The sequence below is a fragment of the Fredinandcohnia onubensis genome, from assembly GCF_002734285.1.
Classification (GTDB): Bacteria; Bacillota; Bacilli; order Bacillales; family Bacillaceae_L; genus Ferdinandcohnia; species Ferdinandcohnia onubensis_A.
Genome location: NZ_NSEA01000016.1, coordinates 106,692 through 126,488 on the forward strand (window position 1 = coordinate 106,692; position 19,797 = coordinate 126,488).

21 protein-coding genes are annotated in these 19,797 nt (G+C 41.1%); all 21 read right to left on the reverse strand.

Annotated elements, in window-relative coordinates; genetic code table 11:
• Window positions 1-8 precede the first annotated feature (8 nt).
• The gene (gene nuoH / locus CKJ95_RS16590) at window positions 9-1,010 is read right to left on the reverse strand and encodes an NADH-quinone oxidoreductase subunit NuoH (protein WP_099354570.1); all 1,002 of its coding nucleotides are present in this window, start codon (window positions 1,008-1,010) and stop codon (window positions 9-11) included.
• Window positions 1,010-2,110 carry an NADH-quinone oxidoreductase subunit D gene (locus tag CKJ95_RS16595; RefSeq protein ID WP_099354571.1) on the reverse strand — a complete coding sequence of 367 codons (1,101 nt, stop codon included), beginning with the start codon at window positions 2,108-2,110 and terminating at the stop codon, window positions 1,010-1,012. Before CKJ95_RS16595 ends, nuoH begins: the two co-directional genes overlap by 1 nt.
• Before the next feature lie 3 nt (window positions 2,111-2,113).
• The gene (locus CKJ95_RS16600; RefSeq protein ID WP_099354572.1) at window positions 2,114-3,613 is read right to left on the reverse strand and encodes an NADH-quinone oxidoreductase subunit C; all 1,500 of its coding nucleotides are present in this window, start codon (window positions 3,611-3,613) and stop codon (window positions 2,114-2,116) included.
• A gap of 1 nt (window position 3,614) precedes the next feature.
• On the reverse strand, window positions 3,615-4,127 hold the full coding sequence (locus tag CKJ95_RS16605; protein ID WP_099354573.1) for a NuoB/complex I 20 kDa subunit family protein: 513 nt from the start codon (window positions 4,125-4,127) through the stop codon (window positions 3,615-3,617).
• Window positions 4,118-4,495, reverse strand: coding sequence for an NADH-quinone oxidoreductase subunit A (locus CKJ95_RS16610; RefSeq protein WP_099354574.1), 378 nt, complete (start codon window positions 4,493-4,495; stop codon window positions 4,118-4,120). Before CKJ95_RS16610 ends, CKJ95_RS16605 begins: the two co-directional genes overlap by 10 nt.
• An 817-nt stretch (window positions 4,496-5,312) precedes the next feature.
• A complete protein-coding gene (locus tag CKJ95_RS16615) occupies window positions 5,313-5,717 on the reverse strand; it encodes a F0F1 ATP synthase subunit epsilon (protein ID WP_099354575.1) in 405 nt (134 codons plus the stop codon).
• A 25-nt stretch (window positions 5,718-5,742) separates the two neighbouring features.
• Window positions 5,743-7,164 (reverse strand): F0F1 ATP synthase subunit beta, encoded by a 1,422-nt coding sequence (gene atpD, locus CKJ95_RS16620; RefSeq protein WP_099354576.1) that lies wholly within the window; start codon window positions 7,162-7,164, stop codon window positions 5,743-5,745.
• Window positions 7,165-7,256: 92 nt separating this feature from the next.
• The gene (locus tag CKJ95_RS16625; protein WP_099354577.1) at window positions 7,257-8,114 is read right to left on the reverse strand and encodes a F0F1 ATP synthase subunit gamma; all 858 of its coding nucleotides are present in this window, start codon (window positions 8,112-8,114) and stop codon (window positions 7,257-7,259) included.
• A 112-nt stretch (window positions 8,115-8,226) separates the two neighbouring features.
• The gene (atpA, locus tag CKJ95_RS16630) at window positions 8,227-9,738 is read right to left on the reverse strand and encodes a F0F1 ATP synthase subunit alpha (RefSeq protein ID WP_099354578.1); all 1,512 of its coding nucleotides are present in this window, start codon (window positions 9,736-9,738) and stop codon (window positions 8,227-8,229) included.
• A gap of 18 nt (window positions 9,739-9,756) precedes the next feature.
• On the reverse strand, window positions 9,757-10,293 hold the full coding sequence (locus CKJ95_RS16635) for a F0F1 ATP synthase subunit delta (protein WP_099354579.1): 537 nt from the start codon (window positions 10,291-10,293) through the stop codon (window positions 9,757-9,759).
• Window positions 10,290-10,814: a F0F1 ATP synthase subunit B gene (gene atpF, locus CKJ95_RS16640; protein ID WP_099354580.1), complete on the reverse strand. Its 525-nt coding sequence runs from the start codon at window positions 10,812-10,814 to the stop codon at window positions 10,290-10,292. Before atpF ends, CKJ95_RS16635 begins: the two co-directional genes overlap by 4 nt.
• Before the next feature lie 198 nt (window positions 10,815-11,012).
• Window positions 11,013-11,228, reverse strand: a complete 216-nt coding sequence (gene atpE, locus CKJ95_RS16645; RefSeq protein ID WP_099354581.1) for a F0F1 ATP synthase subunit C — start codon at window positions 11,226-11,228, stop codon at window positions 11,013-11,015.
• 84 nt (window positions 11,229-11,312) lie between these two features.
• Window positions 11,313-12,047: a F0F1 ATP synthase subunit A gene (atpB, locus tag CKJ95_RS16650; RefSeq protein WP_099354582.1), complete on the reverse strand. Its 735-nt coding sequence runs from the start codon at window positions 12,045-12,047 to the stop codon at window positions 11,313-11,315.
• Window positions 12,048-12,104: 57 nt separating this feature from the next.
• A complete protein-coding gene (locus CKJ95_RS16655; RefSeq protein WP_099354583.1) occupies window positions 12,105-12,473 on the reverse strand; it encodes an ATP synthase subunit I in 369 nt (122 codons plus the stop codon).
• Between the two features lie 6 nt (window positions 12,474-12,479).
• The gene (locus CKJ95_RS16660; RefSeq protein WP_099354584.1) at window positions 12,480-12,701 is read right to left on the reverse strand and encodes an AtpZ/AtpI family protein; all 222 of its coding nucleotides are present in this window, start codon (window positions 12,699-12,701) and stop codon (window positions 12,480-12,482) included.
• Between the two features lie 299 nt (window positions 12,702-13,000).
• Window positions 13,001-15,232, reverse strand: a complete 2,232-nt coding sequence (locus tag CKJ95_RS16665) for a S8 family serine peptidase (protein WP_180271560.1) — start codon at window positions 15,230-15,232, stop codon at window positions 13,001-13,003.
• A gap of 93 nt (window positions 15,233-15,325) precedes the next feature.
• Window positions 15,326-15,955, reverse strand: coding sequence for a uracil phosphoribosyltransferase (gene upp / locus CKJ95_RS16670; RefSeq protein ID WP_099354585.1), 630 nt, complete (start codon window positions 15,953-15,955; stop codon window positions 15,326-15,328).
• A gap of 544 nt (window positions 15,956-16,499) precedes the next feature.
• On the reverse strand, window positions 16,500-17,741 hold the full coding sequence (glyA, locus tag CKJ95_RS16675; RefSeq protein WP_099354586.1) for a serine hydroxymethyltransferase: 1,242 nt from the start codon (window positions 17,739-17,741) through the stop codon (window positions 16,500-16,502).
• Between the two features lie 420 nt (window positions 17,742-18,161).
• Entirely contained in the window at window positions 18,162-18,437 is a 276-nt protein-coding gene (locus tag CKJ95_RS16680; protein ID WP_099354587.1) for a type II toxin-antitoxin system RelE family toxin, read from the reverse strand.
• Window positions 18,427-18,678 carry a hypothetical protein gene (locus tag CKJ95_RS16685; protein ID WP_099354588.1) on the reverse strand — a complete coding sequence of 84 codons (252 nt, stop codon included), beginning with the start codon at window positions 18,676-18,678 and terminating at the stop codon, window positions 18,427-18,429. The genes CKJ95_RS16680 and CKJ95_RS16685 overlap by 11 nt, the downstream gene beginning before the upstream one ends.
• A 78-nt stretch (window positions 18,679-18,756) precedes the next feature.
• On the reverse strand, window positions 18,757-19,770 hold the full coding sequence (locus tag CKJ95_RS16690; RefSeq protein ID WP_180271554.1) for an anti-sigma factor: 1,014 nt from the start codon (window positions 19,768-19,770) through the stop codon (window positions 18,757-18,759).
• Window positions 19,771-19,797 lie beyond the last annotated feature (27 nt).

Genomic DNA, 19,797 nt, shown 5'->3' on the forward strand with positions numbered 1-19,797 from the left:
AATCCTTTTTAGAAAAATAATTCCTTAATTAAAGCTGATAAGAAAATGTTTGCTAATGCGATTGGAAGTAGTACTTTCCAGCCGAACTCCATCAGTCTGTCCGCACGTAAACGTGGGAAGGTGGAACGGAACCAGATTAAGACAAAGATTACCAAGCTAAACTTTAAGGAGAACCAAACGGCACCTGGAATAAAGTCTAAGAATAAAACTGGTTTCCAGCCTCCTAAGAAAAGAACGGTCGTTAAGGCTGCCATCGCAAACATATACACATATTCGGCAAGCATAAAGAAGGCCCATCTAAATCCTGAATACTCAATATGGAAACCAGCGACAATCTCTGATTCTGCCTCAGGTAAGTCAAATGGTACACGGTTTAACTCGGCAACAGACGCAATAAAAAACACAATAAAGGCGATCGGCTGTGCAAAAATAAACCAAACCTTATCCTGAGCTTCCACAATATCAGAAAGATTCAAGCTTCCAGATAATAAAATAACCCCAATCACGGACATCACCAGTGGAATTTCATAGGAAATCATCTGTGCCGCTGCACGCATTCCTCCCATGAGGGCATATTTGTTATTTGATGCCCAACCACCGGCGACGATTCCAATTGTCGTGAGTCCAGATACGGCGATGTAATAGAGCAATCCCACCCCTATATCTGCAAATTTATAGCTCTCCGTAAACGGAAGTGCTGCCACAACCATGAAGGCTGGAGCAAACGCAAGCACAGGTGCAAGTATAAACAAGGGACGGTCCGCAACTTTCGGGATCACGTCTTCTTTTAAAAGAAGCTTTAAAACGTCAGCCACTGTTTGTAAAAGCCCCCAGCGTCCCCCTACTTGGTTCGGACCCTGACGTGCTTGCATAAAACCCATCACCTTACGCTCTGCAAGGATTCCATAAGTAACGAATCCCAGGATGACTAATAGTAAGACGGTTGCAAGTAAAAAGAAAATACCAAAATTCAGCCAACTCGGAGGTGAATTCAGTAGGTTTTCTATCATTAGCCGTCAACCTCCCCGAGGACAATATCTATTGCACCTAAAATGGTGATCAGGTTTGCCATATTCTCACCCTTTAAAAGCTTCGGGAGGATTTGAAGATTATAGAATGACGGACGTCTGAATTTCAAACGATACGGTTCTTTTTTACCATCACTCGAAATATAGCAGCCAATTTCTCCACGCGGTGATTCAATTCGTACATATGCTTCACCTTTTGGTGCTTTAATGATTTTCGGAACCTTTGCCATAATTGGACCTTCTGCAGGAAATTGTTCCACAGCCTGTTCTACTATTTTAAGAGATTCCTCAATCTCTTCCATACGGCAGTGATAACGTGCCCATGCATCTCCACCGTCTCTCGTTGGTACGTCAAAATCAAAGCGGTCATAGATTGAATATGGCTCATCTTTTCTAAGATCCCATTTGACACCTGTACAACGAAGATTTGTACCACTTAGGGAGTAATTTAATGCATCTTCCCTCGTATACTTTCCAACTCCAATGACACGGTCCCGGAAAATTTCATTTCCTGTTACTAGCTGGTGGTACCCTGGAAGCTGTGACCTCATATATGGAACAAATTCCTTAACCTTTTCAATCCAACCTTCAGGCGCATCCCATTTAACCCCACCTACACGCATGTAGTTAAAAGTCAGCCTTGCCCCAGAAAGCTCATTTAGGAGATTAATAATCATTTCTCTTTCTCTAAACGCATAAAGGAACGGTGTTGTTGCTCCAATATCAAGTAAATACGTACCCCACCATACAAGGTGACTCGCAATTCTCCCCAATTCCATTGCGAGGATCCGTAAATACTCAGCCCTCTCAGGAACCTCAATATCCATCATTGTTTCAACCGCATGACAAAGTACATAGTTATTCGTCATCGCTGACAAATAGTCCATTCTGTCTGTGTACGGAATGATTTGTGTGTATTGCAAGTCCTCTGCAAGTTTTTCTGTACCACGGTGTAGGTATCCAATTACGGGTGTAGCTTCTGTGATGATTTCTCCGTCAATTTTAACAACCAGACGGAATACGCCGTGCGTACTTGGATGCTGTGGCCCTACATTTAGGAGCATTTCTTCTGTACGAATCATATGCTACACCTCCACGTCAAACGGTTCATAGTCTTTTCTAAGCGGATGCCCCACCCAGTCGTCTGGTAATAGGATTCGTGTTAAATTTGGATGTCCTTCAAATTTAATCCCAAGCAAATCAAATGCTTCACGCTCTGGCCAATTTGCCCCTTCCCATAACGGTTGTAGGGATGCAGTCGTTGGCTCTTCACGGTCAAGTTTCACTTTTAACGCAACAGATTGACGGTTTTTATAAGAGAACAAATGAACATATATTTCCATATGTGTTTGGAAGTCTGTACCATGGAGTTCCGATAGATAATCGAATCCAAGCTGTTCATTGAACTTTAAAAACTGTGCAACCTTATAATATGTATCCGGTTTTGCAACAAGTGTTGGCACATCTTTTGATAGTGTATTAATATATGAATCTTCTAAAACGTCCCCACCTATGTGCTCCGTAATTACTTTTACGTACTTATCCAAATACTTCTGGTTAGGAGATGGTGTTGCCTCTTCTACTTCTTCCTCAGGCGCTCCGCCCGCCGCAGCCTTCGCTTTTGCTGCTGCAGCTGCTTTTGCCTTCGCTGCTGCGATCGCCTTCGCTTTTTCCTTCGCAAGATCGTCGCCACCACCGCCAGCTGCCGCTTTGGCTTTCGCTGCTGCCGCCGCTTTTGCCTTGGCCGCTGCTACAGCTTTCGCCTTCGCTTTTGCTAGCTCATCATCGGTTGAGCCTTCGCCCGCTTTTTCAGCCGCTTTCTGCTTCGCCAATGCCGCGGCCTTTGCTTTCGCTGCAGCAACTGCCTTTGCCTTCGCCTTCGCTAAGTCGTCATCACCCGATGCTCCACCAGCCGATTTTTGTTTCGCTAGTGCTGCGGCCTTCGCCTTCGCTGCCGCTGCTGCTTTCGCTTTCGCCGTTGCCTTGTCGTCTGTTTCTGACGTGTCCGCTGATGCGGCTTCCGCTGCTTTTTGCTTCGCTAATGCCGCGGCCTTCGCCTTCGCTGCCGCTGCTGCTTTCGCTTTCGCCGTTGCTTTGTCGTCTGCTTCTGACGTGTCAGCTGATGTGGCCTCTGCTGCTTTTTGCTTCGCTAATGCCGCGGCCTTCGCCTTCGCTGCCGCTGCGGCTTTCGCTTTCGCCGTTGCTTTGTCGTCTGCTTCTGACGTGTCAGCTGATGCGGCTTCCGCTGCTTTTTGCTTCGCTAATGCCGCGTCCTTCGCCTTCGCTGCCGCTGCGGCTTTTTGCTTCGCAATGTCAACGTTTACCTCTTCTGATGATTCTGAATTTTCATCAGAAACCATTGCCTCTTCAGCTTGTTGTTTGGCCTTTTGCTTCGCTAACGCCGCGGCCTTGGCCTTTGCCGCCGCAGCAGCTTTTGCCTTCGCAATATCTATATTTTCTTCCTTGGATTCCTCTTTACTTTTTGCTTCAGCTGCCTGTTTTTCGGCCAGTCGCTTTTTTGCAGCTTCCTTAGCCTTCTCTGCAGCCTCTCGCTTAAGTTGTTCCAGGTCTTTTTCTTCGCTCACGCTAAATCACCTTCTTCCCCGTTTTAGCCTCATAGCGAATCTTTTCTTTTAATTTATTGATCCCGTAAATAAGTGCAGCTGGATTTGGTGGACAACCAGGAATGTACACATCAACGGGCACAATTTGGTCTACCCCTTTCACAACAGCATACGACTTCACATAAGGACCCCCTGCTGTTGCACAAGACCCCATCGCAATGACCCATTTTGGTTCTGGCATCTGATCATACAATCTCTTTAAAACTGGTGCCATCTTCTTAGTCACTGTACCCGATACAATCATGCAATCGGACTGACGTGGAGACGTACGGAAAAAGGAACCAAATCGATCCAAATCATAGTGGGAAGAACCTGTCCCCATCATTTCAATCGCACAACAAGCTAGACCAAATGTAAGTGGCCACAACGAATTACTTCGCGCCCAACCTTTCACCTGCTCTAGCGTCGTCATAAATACACTTCTCTTTAACTCTTCCATCTCTAAATCTGAAATTCCATCCATTTTTAAATCCATTTTAACACGCCCTTCTTCCAAGCATATACTAAGCCGATAACGAGCATAACAACGAAAATCAACATCTCAACTAATGCGAAAATCCCGAGTTTTTCGTAGGCAACTGCCCATGGATATAAAAATACAGTCTCAACATCAAAGATAACAAACAATAACGCAAAAATATAATAACGTACATTAAACTGTACACGAGAATCATGGAATGGCTCAATTCCACTCTCATATGTAGTAGCTTTCTCGTCACTCGGTGCATGTGGCCGTAGCAACTTCCCCAAAAACAACGCCACAATCGGGAGTATAATCCCCAACAACAAGAAGACAACCACGATCAAGTAATTATTCAAATACTGATTCAACAGATCTTCCATGTAGCCCCCTCCGATATCCCCCAATGTTTTATTAACAAAATATTATAAATGTAACCGAATACATTATAGCACTTTTCCCAGCCTAGTGTCGACCAAACCTGGCACTTATTCTACGAAATTACCATTTAAGACAAATAAAGTAAAAATAAGCAGAAAAGGCTTGTATTTCTAAGCCATTTATTCTTCAATTTTCTGTCTCAGCAAGGACTAAAATGATGAACTTCAATTTCATCAAAACAGTAATTTCTATTTTCATAGAACAATAGTACGAAACTACATTTTCAATAATTTTTACATACCCAATCCAAGCAATCCATTTACTCCGAGGGTATGATTACACTGTTTTCGTACCCTCACTCAATCAACTACTCCTACACGAGGGTACAAATAGCCCCTTTTCATACCATCACACAAGAATTTTCACTAACATGAGGGTAACGATTATGCATTAATCATATCCTCACCACATACATTTATCCCTTTTGACGGTAAGATTGCATCTACAAACTCCATTCAATCCCCCCAAAACCCTATTGTCCATAAATTTTAAATATCGTCCTATACTAATAGAGTATTGTCCATAAACAAAAATTATCAGCCATAAATTAAAATTATTGTCCAAAAACGAAAAAAAGGACTACTTATAAGTAGCCCAACCCATATTTACACACCCTATCGGCGTATAATTTCAGTTTTTCGATGTTATTTTATTTCTATCAACTTTTGCTATATTCCGCGAGGTAGCCATGATACACGACCACCCACAACGATAAAAACCCCCAGAAGCAAAAGGCCTCTGGGGGTTCCTACACTAAGATTAGTATTTGTTTTGTGTTACGTTTAATCGATTGATGGCACGTTTTAAAGCGAGCTCTGCCCGTTTAAAATCTACATTATCTTGTTTCGCCTGCAAGCGTTGTTCAGCGCGCTTTTTTGCTTCGCTAGCACGTTCAACGTCAATCGCTTTAGCTGTTTCTGCAGCTTGAGCAAGGATTGTTACTTGATCAGGACGAACCTCGAGAAAGCCTCCACTTACAGCCACAAGTTCAGTGTTGCCTTCCTTCTTAAGTCTAACTGCCCCTACTTGAAGAGGAGCAACCATAGGAATATGTCCTGGTAGGATACCAAGCTCACCACTTTGAGCTTTGGCACTTACCATTTCCACATCAGCTTCATAAACTGGGCCATCAGGAGTCACGACATTGACTTTTACTGTCTTCATTTTATACCCTCCTAGGTCCCGTTAATTATGCTTCAACACCCATTTGCTTTCCAGCTTCTACTGCTTCTTCAATTCGACCAACTAGACGGAACGCATCTTCTGGAAGATAATCGTATTTTCCTTCTAGGATTTCCTTGAATCCACGAACAGTTTCTTTAACTGGTACGTATGAACCTGGTTGTCCAGTGAACTGCTCCGCAACGTGGAAGTTTTGAGATAAGAAGAATTGGACACGACGTGCACGGTGCACGATTAACTTATCCTCATCACCTAACTCATCCATACCTAGGATTGCGATGATATCTTGTAGTTCACGGTAACGTTGTAATGTTTGTTGTACTTGACGTGCAACATTGTAGTGCTCTTCGCCAACTACCTCAGGAGATAAAGCACGAGAAGTAGATGCTAATGGATCCACCGCTGGGTAAATACCCATCTCAGAAAGCTTACGCTCAAGGTTTGTTGTTGCATCTAAGTGAGCAAACGTTGTAGCTGGAGCCGGGTCAGTATAGTCATCGGCAGGAACGTAAATCGCTTGGATTGACGTTACAGATCCAACGTTTGTTGATGTAATACGTTCTTGCAATTTACCCATCTCAGTTGCTAGAGTTGGTTGGTAACCAACGGCAGATGGCATACGACCAAGTAGGGCTGATACTTCAGAACCAGCTTGCGTGAAACGGAAAATGTTATCAATAAAGAATAACACGTCTTGGCCTTGCTCATCACGGAAGTATTCCGCCATTGTAAGACCTGTTAAAGCTACACGCATACGTGCACCTGGTGGTTCGTTCATTTGTCCGAATACCATCGCTGTTTTTGTGATAACTCCAGAGTCTTTCATTTCGTAGTATAAGTCGTTTCCTTCACGAGTACGTTCACCTACACCAGCGAATACGGAAATACCACCGTGTTCTTGTGCGATGTTGTTGATAAGCTCTTGGATAAGAACTGTTTTACCAACTCCGGCACCACCGAATAGACCGATTTTTCCACCTTTAATATATGGAGCAAGAAGGTCTACTACCTTTATACCAGTTTCAAGAATTTCAACCTCAGTTGAAAGTTGTTCGAATGTTGGTGCTTCTCTATGAATTGCATCACGACGTGCATCAGCAGGTACTGGTGCATCAAGGTCAATGCTTTCACCTAGAACGTTAAATACACGTCCAAGGGTTACATCACCAACTGGTACTGAAATCGGTTTACCAGTATCAGTAACCTCTAATCCACGAACTACACCGTCAGTAGATGACATCGCAACTGTACGTACAGTGTCATCACCTAGGTGAAGCGCAACTTCTAATGTTAAGTCGATGTTAACTTCATTTGCATCACGCGCACTATGTTTAATAGTAAGGGCGTTATAAATCTCAGGAAGATGGCCGCTGTCAAACTGTATGTCTACAACAGGACCCATAACTTGGGTAACGCGTCCTTTTGTCATCGTGTTCCCTCCTAACTTACTTTTCGAGGTCATTCAAATTTTTTTCGCTCATTTTGAATGCCATAATAAATCTATCTAATGTTGTAAATGTTCTATTCGAGTGCTGCTGCTCCACCGACAATTTCCGTAATTTCTTGCGTAATTGCCGCTTGACGTGCACGGTTATATGAAAGAGTAAGTGAGTCGATAAGCTCTTTTGCATTGTCTGTCGCATTTTTCATCGCAGTCATACGAGCCGAGTGTTCACTTGCTTTTCCATCTAAAAGTGCTCCGTAGATGAGACTTTCAGCATACTGAGGTAGCAATACCTCTAAGATATCTTCTTGTGAAGGTTCAAATTCATAAGAAGTTTGTTTATTGTTTGCCGCTAAATCCGTTAATGGAAGTAGCTTTTTCTCCGTTACATCGTGTTGAATCGCACTTACGAAGTGGTTATACCACATGTAAAGCTCATCATACGTACCATCCGCGAACATATTCACAGTAGCATTAGCAATATCTTTAATTTCAGCAAAAGATGGCTGATCAGATAAACCAGCGATTTCTAAGCTAACCGAAATTCCTCTTTTTACAAAGAAGTCTCGGCCAACACGACCGATTGCGATTACTGTGAACTCGTCTGTGCTTTTATGACGTTTTTGCATCGCTTGGTATGCACCACGAATTACGTTACTGTTATATGCGCCAGCTAATCCACGGTCAGAAGTAATGACGATATAAGCAGTCTTTTTAATTGGTCTATGAGTTAGCATTGGATGACTTGCATCCGAGCTACCTACTGCGATATTCGCAACGACCTCTTGAATTTTTTCCATATAAGGAACAAACGATTTTGCATTTGCTTCAGCACGACTAAACTTAGATGCTGAAACCATCTGCATCGCTTTAGTAATTTGACTTGTTTTCTTTGTTGAAGTGATTCTTGTTTTTATATCACGTAAGGATGCCAAAGGTTCTCACCACCTTTTCCTCGATTATTCGTAAACGCTTTGGAACCGAGTCTTCCTAGCTTTATTCAGATAAGCGACGCACGCATTGCGCGTCGCTTAAGCATTGTCTTTATTATTCAGAAACAGCAAATGTCTTTTTGAAATCATTGATTGCAGAAGTAAATACTTCATCATCTGGAAGCTTACCAGTTGACTTAATGTGATCAAAGATTTCAGCTTTACGGTTATGCTCTAACCATACGAAGTACTCTGCTTCGAAACGAGAGATATCTTCTACTGGAATATCATCTAAGAATCCACGAGTTAACGCATATAAAATCGCAACTTGCTTTTCTACTGCTTGTGGCTTGTTTAGACCTTGTTTTAATACTTCTACTGTACGAGCACCACGGTTAAGTTTCGCTTGAGTTGCTTTATCAAGATCAGAACCGAACTGAGCGAAAGCTTCAAGTTCACGGTAAGAAGCAAGGTCAAGACGTAATGTACCTGATACCTTCTTCATCGCATTAATTTGCGCAGATCCACCAACACGTGATACGGATAAACCTGCGTTAACGGCAGGACGTACACCTGAGAAGAATAAGTCAGATTGTAAGAAGATTTGTCCGTCAGTAATCGAGATAACGTTTGTTGGAATGTACGCAGATACGTCACCAGCTTGTGTTTCAATAAACGGTAAAGCTGTGATAGATCCGCCACCTTTTTCGTCAGAAAGCTTCGCAGCACGTTCTAATAAACGAGAGTGTAGGTAGAATACATCCCCTGGATATGCTTCACGACCTGGAGGACGACGTAGTAATAGTGAAAGTTCACGGTATGCAGAAGCTTGTTTTGTTAAGTCATCATAGATAACTAAAACGTGCTTGCCATTGTACATGAACTCTTCGCCCATTGTTACACCCGCATATGGAGCTAAGAATAACATTGGAGCTGGTTGAGATGCAGAAGCAGTTACAACGATTGTGTAATCTAATGCACCGTTTTTACGTAAAGTTTCAACAACACCACGTACTGTTGATTCTTTTTGACCAATTGCAACGTAAATACAGATCATATTTTCGTTCTTTTGGTTAAGGATTGTGTCGATTGCAACAGATGTTTTACCTGTTTGACGGTCACCGATGATTAACTCACGCTGACCACGACCGATTGGAATTAATGCGTCAATCGCTTTAATACCAGTTTGTAGTGGTTCATGAACAGATTTACGGTCCATGATTCCAGGAGCTGGACTTTCGATTGGACGAGTTTTAGTAGTTTCGATTGGACCAAGACCATCAACTGGTTGTCCTAGAGAGTTTACAACACGGCCGATCAATGCTTCACCAACTGGAACCTCCATGATACGTCCTGTACGACGTACTTCGTCACCTTCACGAATGTCTGTGAAAGGACCAAGGATGATAATACCAACGTTGTTTTCTTCAAGGTTTTGTGCCATACCCATGACACCGTTTGAAAATTCAACGAGTTCTCCAGCCATGACATTGTCGAGGCCATGAGCACGTGCGATACCGTCACCGACACTGATAACTGTACCAACTTCGCTCACTTGTATTTCAGACTGATAGTTTTCAATTTGCTTTTTTATCAGCGCACTAATTTCTTCAGCTTTGATGCTCATGAATTTCACCCCTATCTTTTAGCGGATAAGTTCACGCTCTAAGCGTTCTAACTTACCTTTTACACTTCCATCAAATATACGATTTCCGATTCGAAGCTTCACGCCACCAATCAGACTAGGATCTACAATATTTTGAATACGTAATGATGTCTTTCCAACTTTACTAGCAAATACGCTTGAGATTCCTGATTCCTCTGAGTCTGTTAAAGGACGTACAGAGTAAACTGTTGCATCAGCAACACCGCGTTTGTCATTCGCTAATGTGATAAATTCATCCGCAACGTCTGCGATAATATCCTCACGATGACGGTCAATTAGTAAATGTAGAGTGTTTAATGTCATCTGAGAAAAACCTTGAAAGGATTGCGTTACAATCGCTTTTTTCTTATCGACTGAAAGCTTTGGATTTCTTAACACAGTTTGGAATTCATCACTGTTTGAAAACACTTGTTTAACCGTGCGAATTTCTTCTTCGTACTGGTCAAGTGCATTTTGTTCACTTGCTAATTGAAAAAGAGCTACTGCATATCGCTTTGCTACGATTCCTTTGCTCATCGCCCTTCTCCTACCTCTTGAATATATTCGTTAATTAACTTCTCTTGATCTTCAAGGCTAAGTTCCTTTTCGATGACCTTAGAAGCAACTAACACTGAAAGTGATGCAACCTGTTCGCGTAAAGCTGTAACAGCTTGTTCTTTTTCTTGAACGATTTCCTGTTTCGCAGCTTCCTTTAAACGGTTTGCTTCCTCACGAGCAGCTTGGATAATTCCATCTTTCTGCTCTTCACCTAATTTACGTGCATTTTCGATTAACTCAGCAGCCTCAGTACGTGATTTTTTAAGTAGCTCACGTTGTTCTTCTGCTAATTTTTTCGCTTCTTGGTGATTTTGTTCAGCAGTATCAATTTCATTCGCGATATGTTGTTCACGTTGTTTCATGATATTCATGATTGGACCGAACGCAAATTTACGAAGTAACGCTAATAAAATGATGAATACAACCAATTGGAAGATGATATCACCAAGGTTGACTGGTAATCCACCAGCGGCAGCGCCTAAGACAAAAAGATCTAACACCTATATTCCCTCCTTCTGCGAGTTCCAGGTCGAATGGAAGTCCTTATTTTCATCAAACGTGCGCCAATACGCACCATTATTTTTTTAAAAAATTTGGGTTATACAAAGGAATGGCGAAGGTTCTCTTGGAATGATCTTCGCCATTTTGTTAATGTTGCCTTCACTTTTATAAAGGAAAGCTCCCGGAAATGTTACTAATTAGTTAGCACCGAATACCATAAACGCGATAACAACCGCGATGATAGGAATCGCCTCAACTAACGCAACCCCGATGAACATAGTAGTTTGAAGTTTACCTTGTGCTTCTGGTTGACGAGCAATCCCCTCAACTGTACGAGATACGATAAGACCGTTACCGATACCAGCACCTAGTGCCGCTAAACCAATTGCAATTGCTGCTGCTAATAAACCCATTGAAATAGTCCTCCTTTAATTGTATAAAAAAATATTAGTAGTTTATTTTTGTTGTCCAAAAAGTCTCATTTTGGACAAGTTTTTCTAGTGATCTGTACTCACTTTGTGAGAAATATAAACCATAGTTAACATTGTAAAGATGTATGCCTGAATGGCACCAACAAAGATACTGAATCCTTGCCATGCAATCATCGGAATAAAGGCTCCGATTGTACCTAAGATACCACCAAAGATACTTTCACCATAACCACTTACTGCCATACCTGCAATTAATCCAAGTAGGATTTCACCGGCATAAATGTTACCAAATAGACGCAGTCCGAGAGTTAATGTGTTTGCAAATTCTTCGATAATTTTTAGTGGGAACATAAATGACATAGGTTTAAAGAAATCCTTACCGTATTCTCTAGCACCCTTCATCTTAATTCCATAGTAATGCGATAGACCAACAACCATAACAGCTAATGTTAATGTAATCGTTGGATCTGCAGTTGGAGACTTCCACCATAACTCATGGCCAAAAATGACCGCAAATGGTAACCCTAAAAAGTTTGATACAAGGATATACATGAGTAATGTAATCCCTAATATTTGGAAGCGTCCGCCAGTTTGCCAGTCCATCGAACTTTTAATAATTCCTCGAACAAAGTCCATGACCCATTCCATAAAGTTCTGAGCACCGGTTGGCTTCATTGCAAGGGTACGAGTTCCAAGAACCGCGATAATGAATACAATCACACTTGCGATTGTGATCATTAACATGTTAGATGCACTAAACCAAAGTCCAAACAATTGAAACGTAGGAGCTTCGTGACCCAACAGTATTCACCTCTCTTCCCATATTGTCTAGCACAAAGCTTTGCCTCGTGCTTTAGTCTATTTATGAAGTTTTTGAAAAAAGAAATCTATCATAATGACAAAATAAGCTGTCATTAATCCAATAATCATACTACCTAAATGAAACTCTTGTGGATACTCCATTACGACCAATACTGCCAAACCAGCAATTGCCATACGAGACATCGTTCCAAGCGAACGTACTGCTCGTCCCTGTTCATAAGCTTTTGTAAATTGCTTATTTTTCCGAGCCAACGAGAAGAGGAAATACAAGCTTCCTACTGTCCCTAGTATTAGTCCTAAGAAGACGGCTTTGTATGCAGTAAATCCCCAACCTAGTACATAGATTGCAAGTAAGTAGAATATGTATTTACGATACCTCGTAAATGCTGTGGTTAAATCCTGCATATCAAGTTAATCTCCTGAGAAAAAATGATTGACTAGTCGAAGTGTTGCATAAACTCCTGCTACTAGTCCTAATAGAAGGCCAAGAATTAAAAAAAGTGGTTCGGTGTCAAGCATTCGATCAATCCATCTACCGAGGAAAATGCCTACTAGAATTGATCCTACTAATTGAGATAGAATACCAGACATGAGCGCATAGGCTCGTAAAGGGTGCTTGTCATTTTTACGCATCAGCATTCCTCACTTCAGCGTCCGAGGTAGGTTTTTTACATGTCAGAAAATACTTAATTTTTCAAGAGTTTAACCGATGTAAACCTTCTCATTGATACCCTTTGTAAGCATACAATAGGCACCCATTAATGTCAATTGTTTGCAGGGAAAAAGTTCAGCTTCTCACAAGCGTTTTTGGGGGTTCCATTTTTGCTTACAAAAAGCGATTTAACAACGATTTTTATTAGTCCTATTATGGTAGTGCAAATCCAAAAATTCAAACATCGTTCACAAATTGTTCATAAATAGGCAGCCAAAACCTAATGGCTGCCTATCATAGTATCTTCAAACGAGATCTCTGTTTCAAGTATATCCTCTTTGCCTGCTTTTTTTACATAAATGACAGCCTTGAATACCCCTCTTAAATTTCGTGCTTTTCGATTTACTTTTCTCTCTACTAATCCTCTCGCAACATTTCGGTCCCAGTCTAAAAATGTGACGAACCTCAAAGTGTCAGGATCATAGAGAACAATTCCATACTCTTCCGCTCCACCCGGTAAATATAATTCATACCGGAATATATCCTCCTTGTCGTCTTTTCCAAATTGAAAGCCCATAATTCGAGGATAATCAGGTTCTTCGATCACGTACATATATGGAATATGGTAACGGTTCTTTTCTCCTTTTAAATAGAGATTCCCGTGATGTAACCCGGAGCCAATTATACTAGGTGTAATATCCAATCCAATTGTGATTACCTTCTTCTGCTTTGGTTTTACAACGAATGGCATTGGCAAGTCCCACTGGACACCTTTCATATTAACCGGAATATCAAATGAGTATCTCTTTTCTTCGTCCGATTGGTTATCTACCGTCACTCTTATTCTTTTTTTCGTTCGCCTATCCTGATGGTGAAGCATTCCAGCCGAAAATGACCCTGGATAAATTAAGGTTTCCGAGTGAATCGCTTCATGGAGTTGAATTCGACCTGCCCCTTGTTCATATGGCTTATACAAGTTCCCCTCATCGTTATCTAAAAGTCGCGCCGTATTCATCAGGGCTGCTTTGATTTGTTCTGGTGTCCAATCTGGATGTGCCTGTTTTAGTATGGCACTAGCCCCCGCTACATGTGGAGCAGCCATGCTCGTTCCTTGCATTTCCTGGTAGCCATTTGGAATGGTACTATCTATGGCAACACCTGGCGCAACGACGTCAGGCTTAATTGCCCACGTATGTGTAACTGGTCCACGCGAACTAAATTCAGCAATCGTGTCCTTTATATGTTGATATGAGGTCTCTACAACAGTGTTTTTGGTTTTGATTTGTTTTTTAAGCCATTCACCGTCTGCCTTTGAGAGGGACGCAACTGGTATCGGAAGTTCCTTTTCAAGGGATCCCGAGAAATTCCCATCTGTATTATTGTAGATGAGCACAGCAATTGCGCCAGCTTCATACGCACGCACTGCTTTTTGGGTAAAAGTAATTTCTCCTCGTTCCATTAAAACAATTTTATCTTTCACTTTTGGAAATTTAGTTTCTGTGCCGATTCCAGCTTTTGCAATTTCATATTTCTTTTGTAGTTTCCAAGGAATTGACCCTTGGAGAGGCTGAAGCTGAATTTTCCGATCAGCAAATCCAACTGTTAGATAAGGCAACGTCATCGGCGGTGTGGATGCACCTACAGAAATTGCCTTTGAAGAAGTTCCTGGAGACCCAACCGTCCAGACCATCGGCCCCGAGTTCCCGCTGGAAGTGACAGCGACTATCCCCTCTTCCGTCGCTTTATCTAAAGCGAGGCTAGTCGGCCAGTCTGGCCCATTGATGGTGTTTCCGAGAGACAGGTTGATGATGTCCACTTTATCTTCAATTGCTTTATCAATAGCCGCAATGACCTGCTCAGACGTCCCCATTCCACCAGGTCCGAGAGCGCGGTAGCCAATTATATCAGCCTCAGGTGCGACCCCTTTAATTTTGCCATTTGCCGCAATTATTCCTGCAACATGCGTTCCGTGCGAGGTATTTCGGCCTGCAATTCCTTTCGTTTCCATTGGGTCATCATCACCGTCAACAAGATCGTAGCCACCCTTGTAATTCATTCTAAGGTCCGGATGTGTGTAATCAACACCTGTATCGATCACCCCGACTTTTACACCCTTACCAGTTAAACGATGATCTGTTTTATCGAAATGACTGCGAATCTCTTTGCCGCCAATAAAAGGAACACTCTCCTCAACAGACACCTGATATGTAGCAACAGGGGAACTGTGTTGAATGCCTGCTTCAGCCTTTAATTTCTGTATATCACTCCTTTTTCCCGTAACAGAAAAGCCTGGGAATACATGTTTGTAAATGTGGTTAATTTTAATGGAGGAATAGTTTCTTTTTATTTTTTCTACTATTAACTCAAATTGCTTATCATCTGTTATGAAAATTTCATGCGCCATTTCATCCATATCCAACTCAGGCAATGGAGGCCTATCCGGAAAACGGTGGGCATGGGCGGGTACTGATGAAAATAGGAGGATCAAACACATGCAGATTGCCAGTAACATTCTCACAAAAAAACCACCTCTTTGAGATAGCTTTTCTCAAAAGGTGGTCAAATATGTGGAGGTAGTCTAGTTGCAGCGCCTCCACTTTTCTAATTATTTCGTACCGAATAAACGGTCTCCGGCATCTCCAAGACCTGGAACAATGTAGCCATGGTCGTTTAATTGCTCATCGAGTGCTGCGATGAAAATATCGATATCAGGATGAGCTTCTTTAATCGCTTCTACACCCTCAGGCGCTGCAATTAAGCACATGAATTTTATATTAGTAGCACCGCGCTTCTTTAAGGCATTGATTGCTTCAACTGCTGATCCACCTGTTGCAAGCATTGGGTCAACCACGATGAATTCACGCTCTTCAATGTCAGAAGGCATTTTAAAATAATACTCAACTGGCTGCAATGTTTCAGGGTCACGATAAAGTCCGATATGCCCTACTTTTGCTGCTGGGATTAAACGTAAAATTCCATCCACCATACCTAAACCAGCACGAAGAATTGGCACAATCCCAATCTTTTTCCCAGATAAAACCATTGATTTCGCTTTGCGTACAGGAGTTTCAACTTCAACTTCCTCAAGCGGCATATCACGAGTAATTTCAAAAGCCATTAAGCTAGCAACTTCGTCTACCAATTCACGAAATTCCTTTGTACCCGTGTTCTTATCACGTATGTATGTAAGCTTATGTTGAATTAGTGGGTGATCAAAAACGTACACTTTCCCCATCTTTCATCTCTCCTTTTTTGAGTATCGCTGTTCTTAGAATGACCATCAGCAGAAAAATTAACACCACGAACTATATTTTTCACACTTCAATAGATTTTACAGAAAAAATAAAACATGTTCAAGACGAAATTTTAAAATACACAGAATGGATGCACTTCGATATTTGTGCAAGTGCTTTTGTTCTGGGGTGGTTGGAGTGGAAATGGAGATATGTACTACGAATTTTTGCTATATCGGACACAACTTCTAAGATATCGGACAAACTTTTAAATATATCGGACATTCATTTACTTTTATCGGACATAGATGCTGATATTTCGGACATTCAGCCAAATATATCGGACATAAGCAGGTGGAGTAGGAAATCACAGAATACAATTGCGACCTAGGTCCACGGGATTGTGACCTAACCCTGAAGAATTGTGCCCTATCTTCGATTAATTGTCCCCTAACCTCCGAGAATTGCGCCCTATCTCCAAATAATTGTGCCCTAAACCAAAAAGGCAGGACGCCCATACAAACGGGAGTCCTGCCTTCAACTATTTTAATACTCTTTATAAAGGACAAACTTGCTAGTTAATGCTTCAACACGCGCGCTTGCTTCAGCTAACTTCGCTTCGTCTTCTGAATTTTTCAGTGCAAATGCGATGATCGATGCAATTTCATCCATGTCCTCTAAACCAAAACCTCTGCTTGTAACAGCAGCTGTTCCGATTCGGATACCACTTGTTACAAATGGACTTTCTGGATCGAATGGAATCGTATTTTTGTTAACTGTAATGCCAACATCATCAAGAACCTTTTCAGCCACTTTACCAGTTAAACCTAATGAACGAACATCAAGTAGTAGTAAGTGATTGTCAGTTCCACCAGATACGAGGTCTAAGCCTTCTTTTTGTAAAGAAGCCGCTAGTCTCGCCGCATTGTCAACGATATTTTTTGTATACTGTTTGAATTCATCTGTTAAAGCTTCTCCAAAAGCAACTGCTTTAGCAGCAATAACGTGCATTAATGGACCACCTTGGATTCCAGGGAAGATAGACTTATCGATTTTCTTCGCGAATTCTTCTTTACAAAGAATCATACCACCACGTGGACCACGTAATGTCTTGTGAGTTGTAGTTGTTACGAAATCTGCATATGGTACAGGGTTCTCGTGAAGACCTGTTGCCACAAGACCTGCGATGTGAGCCATATCTACCATTAAGTATGCGCCCACTTCGTCCGCGATTTCTCTAAACTTTTTAAAGTCTATTGCACGTGGATATGCACTCGCACCTGCAACGATAAGCTTTGGCTTATTTTCGACTGCTTTAGTACGTACATCGTCGTAATTGATTTGATGTGTTTCAGGATCTACTCCGTACTCCACGAAATTGTATTGAATTCCACTGAAGTTTACCGGACTACCATGTGTTAAATGTCCACCATGGGAAAGATTCATCCCAAGTACAGTGTCACCTTGCTCTAGGATTGTAAAGTATACAGCCATATTCGCTTGAGCCCCTGAGTGTGGTTGCACGTTCACATGCTCTGCGCCAAAGATTTCCTTCGCACGGTCTCTAGCAATGTTCTCTGCTACATCCACATGCTCACAGCCACCATAGTAGCGACGTCCAGGATATCCTTCTGCATATTTGTTCGTTAATACAGAACCTTGGGCCTCCATGACTGCTTCACTTACAAAGTTTTCAGATGCAATCAGTTCAATTTTAGTACGTTGTCGTTTTAGTTCATCTTGTATTGCCTGAAATACTTGTTGATCTTGCTCCGATAAATGTTTCATTTGGAATCCTCCTTTTAATCTATTATGAATTATTCCGCTAATTTAAAAAATACTTTTCCATTGTAACACTTTTATTCGGCAGTAGGAAGATTAACTTTTAGATTCTTTTTTCGTTGAAATCGCTTTAAAACAAGGTTGAAGGCTGCTAATATACGATTACTATTGCCTTTTCTGGAAATTAAAAAAATTTAATGTTTTTTCTAAAAACCGAACGTTTTACAACTATTTGTAAAGTATTGTTCTCTTATTTGTTTTTTGAAACAGGCTGTAATAATGGAGCGGGAATATTGGTTTTATTTTCTTGTCGATTTGACATATTAGTAAACAGATACACATTAAGATTTTATAGGTTGTTGGAAAAAAATAAATATCGAAGAGTTCCAAAAGAAGATAAAAATATTGAAGGGTTTATTAGGTAGGTTATAACCGCTTATATATATCGCCACGAGACCCGATGTCTAAGACTAAAATTGTTAATATGTCACTTTCAACTCTATAAATCATTCTAAAATCGCCAAATCTACATCTATAATCTTCGAAATCTGTACCTTTTATTGGTTTTACATTAGGTAAATTATACGGACTAGATTCAAGGTTGTCTAATATTTTTAATATCTGTTTCTTTCTATTTCTGTCTTGTTTTCTTATAAATTTTTCAGCGCTCTTTGAAAGAACTATTTTGTATTTATAAATCATTTTTTAATTTCCCCCAGTCAATGAATTCTCCTTCCTGTATTTCTTTCTCAGCCTTTTCAACCTTTTTCTTTTCCTCTTCAGTAAGGGGGGAATCATCGTATTCAACAACTAAGCCATCAGCGAAATTTATCTTTTTGTCGATAACTTTTTGAAGGAGATCATAGACTGGTTCGTTATCATTTTCATCAATTAAATCGATAAGCCTATGAAGATCTTCTTTTTTTACTTTTCTAATCGCCATTACCTTCACTCCTTTATCTTAATACCTTAATTTTACATTGAAATTAAAATAGAGACAAGGCTCCCCCTGTCTCCACCTTCACTCCGTCGCCCAGTTCCAGTATTCGAATTTGCCAACCTGGATATTTCTGAAGTCTTGCTCTTCTTTTAATTTTAAAAGTTCCTTCACTGGACCGGTAACAACCGCACCATATACTAAAAACTCGTTTTCTTTTAAATATTCGTAGCGTTCTTCTAGGTACCATAGCCCGAGCACATTTTGACGATAGGTTTTGCTCTCATCATCTATAAGATTCTTCATGTTCTCTAGCATCACCTTCTGATTTTCATCAATGGCCTTACTTGTTAAGAGCCATTCAGCCCAGCCATTATAATCTTCATCCATATCAACAGCCCTTGATAAGCCAAGTGTATCAACTGACAAATGCTCTCCACCACCTGTCTTTACCCAAGACGACTCGAAAGCTTTCAATTCCCCGGCATATAAAGGCATCCAATAAACGTCCACATCATATTTTTCTATCTTCTTTAACAAGTCTTTCGGATTATAAAATTGTGAAGTTGAAAATGCTAGATTTGCAACTGTGCCCTCGTGAACCATCTCGAGCTTCTGCCACTCTTGTTGATCTGCCATTTTCGTTACACCAGCCAATTTCTTTCCTGTACGTGGGTCCTCAGGTAGCACAAATCCAAACTGTTTATTATCTGAGCTTTGAAAATAGGATGTCTCTTTTGTTGAAAATAGATTTAGCAAGCGTTTCGTTACATTCCATTCACCAATGACCTGTTCTTCCTTTCCTATTGTCTGTGAAATAGGAATGGTTATTCTTTGACTTAGAAAGGGGGTAATTTCGGCATTAATTGGCCTACCATACTCACCATGAAGGCCCGGTTGCGTCCAGTCAATTGCTAGATTCAAATGAAATGAATTCTTATCATCAAGCTTGGTAAAACTGTAACCAATCGAAAGTATAGCCATATAGATGCCATACAAAAATAAGAGAATGAGTACAACCCGTATGATCCTCATCGTCAGCGAAAAACGATACTTCCACAGAACCCGCTTTTCCTTATCCTTCGTCCACTCTGTCATCTTCTTCACTCCTTTTATAGAACCATA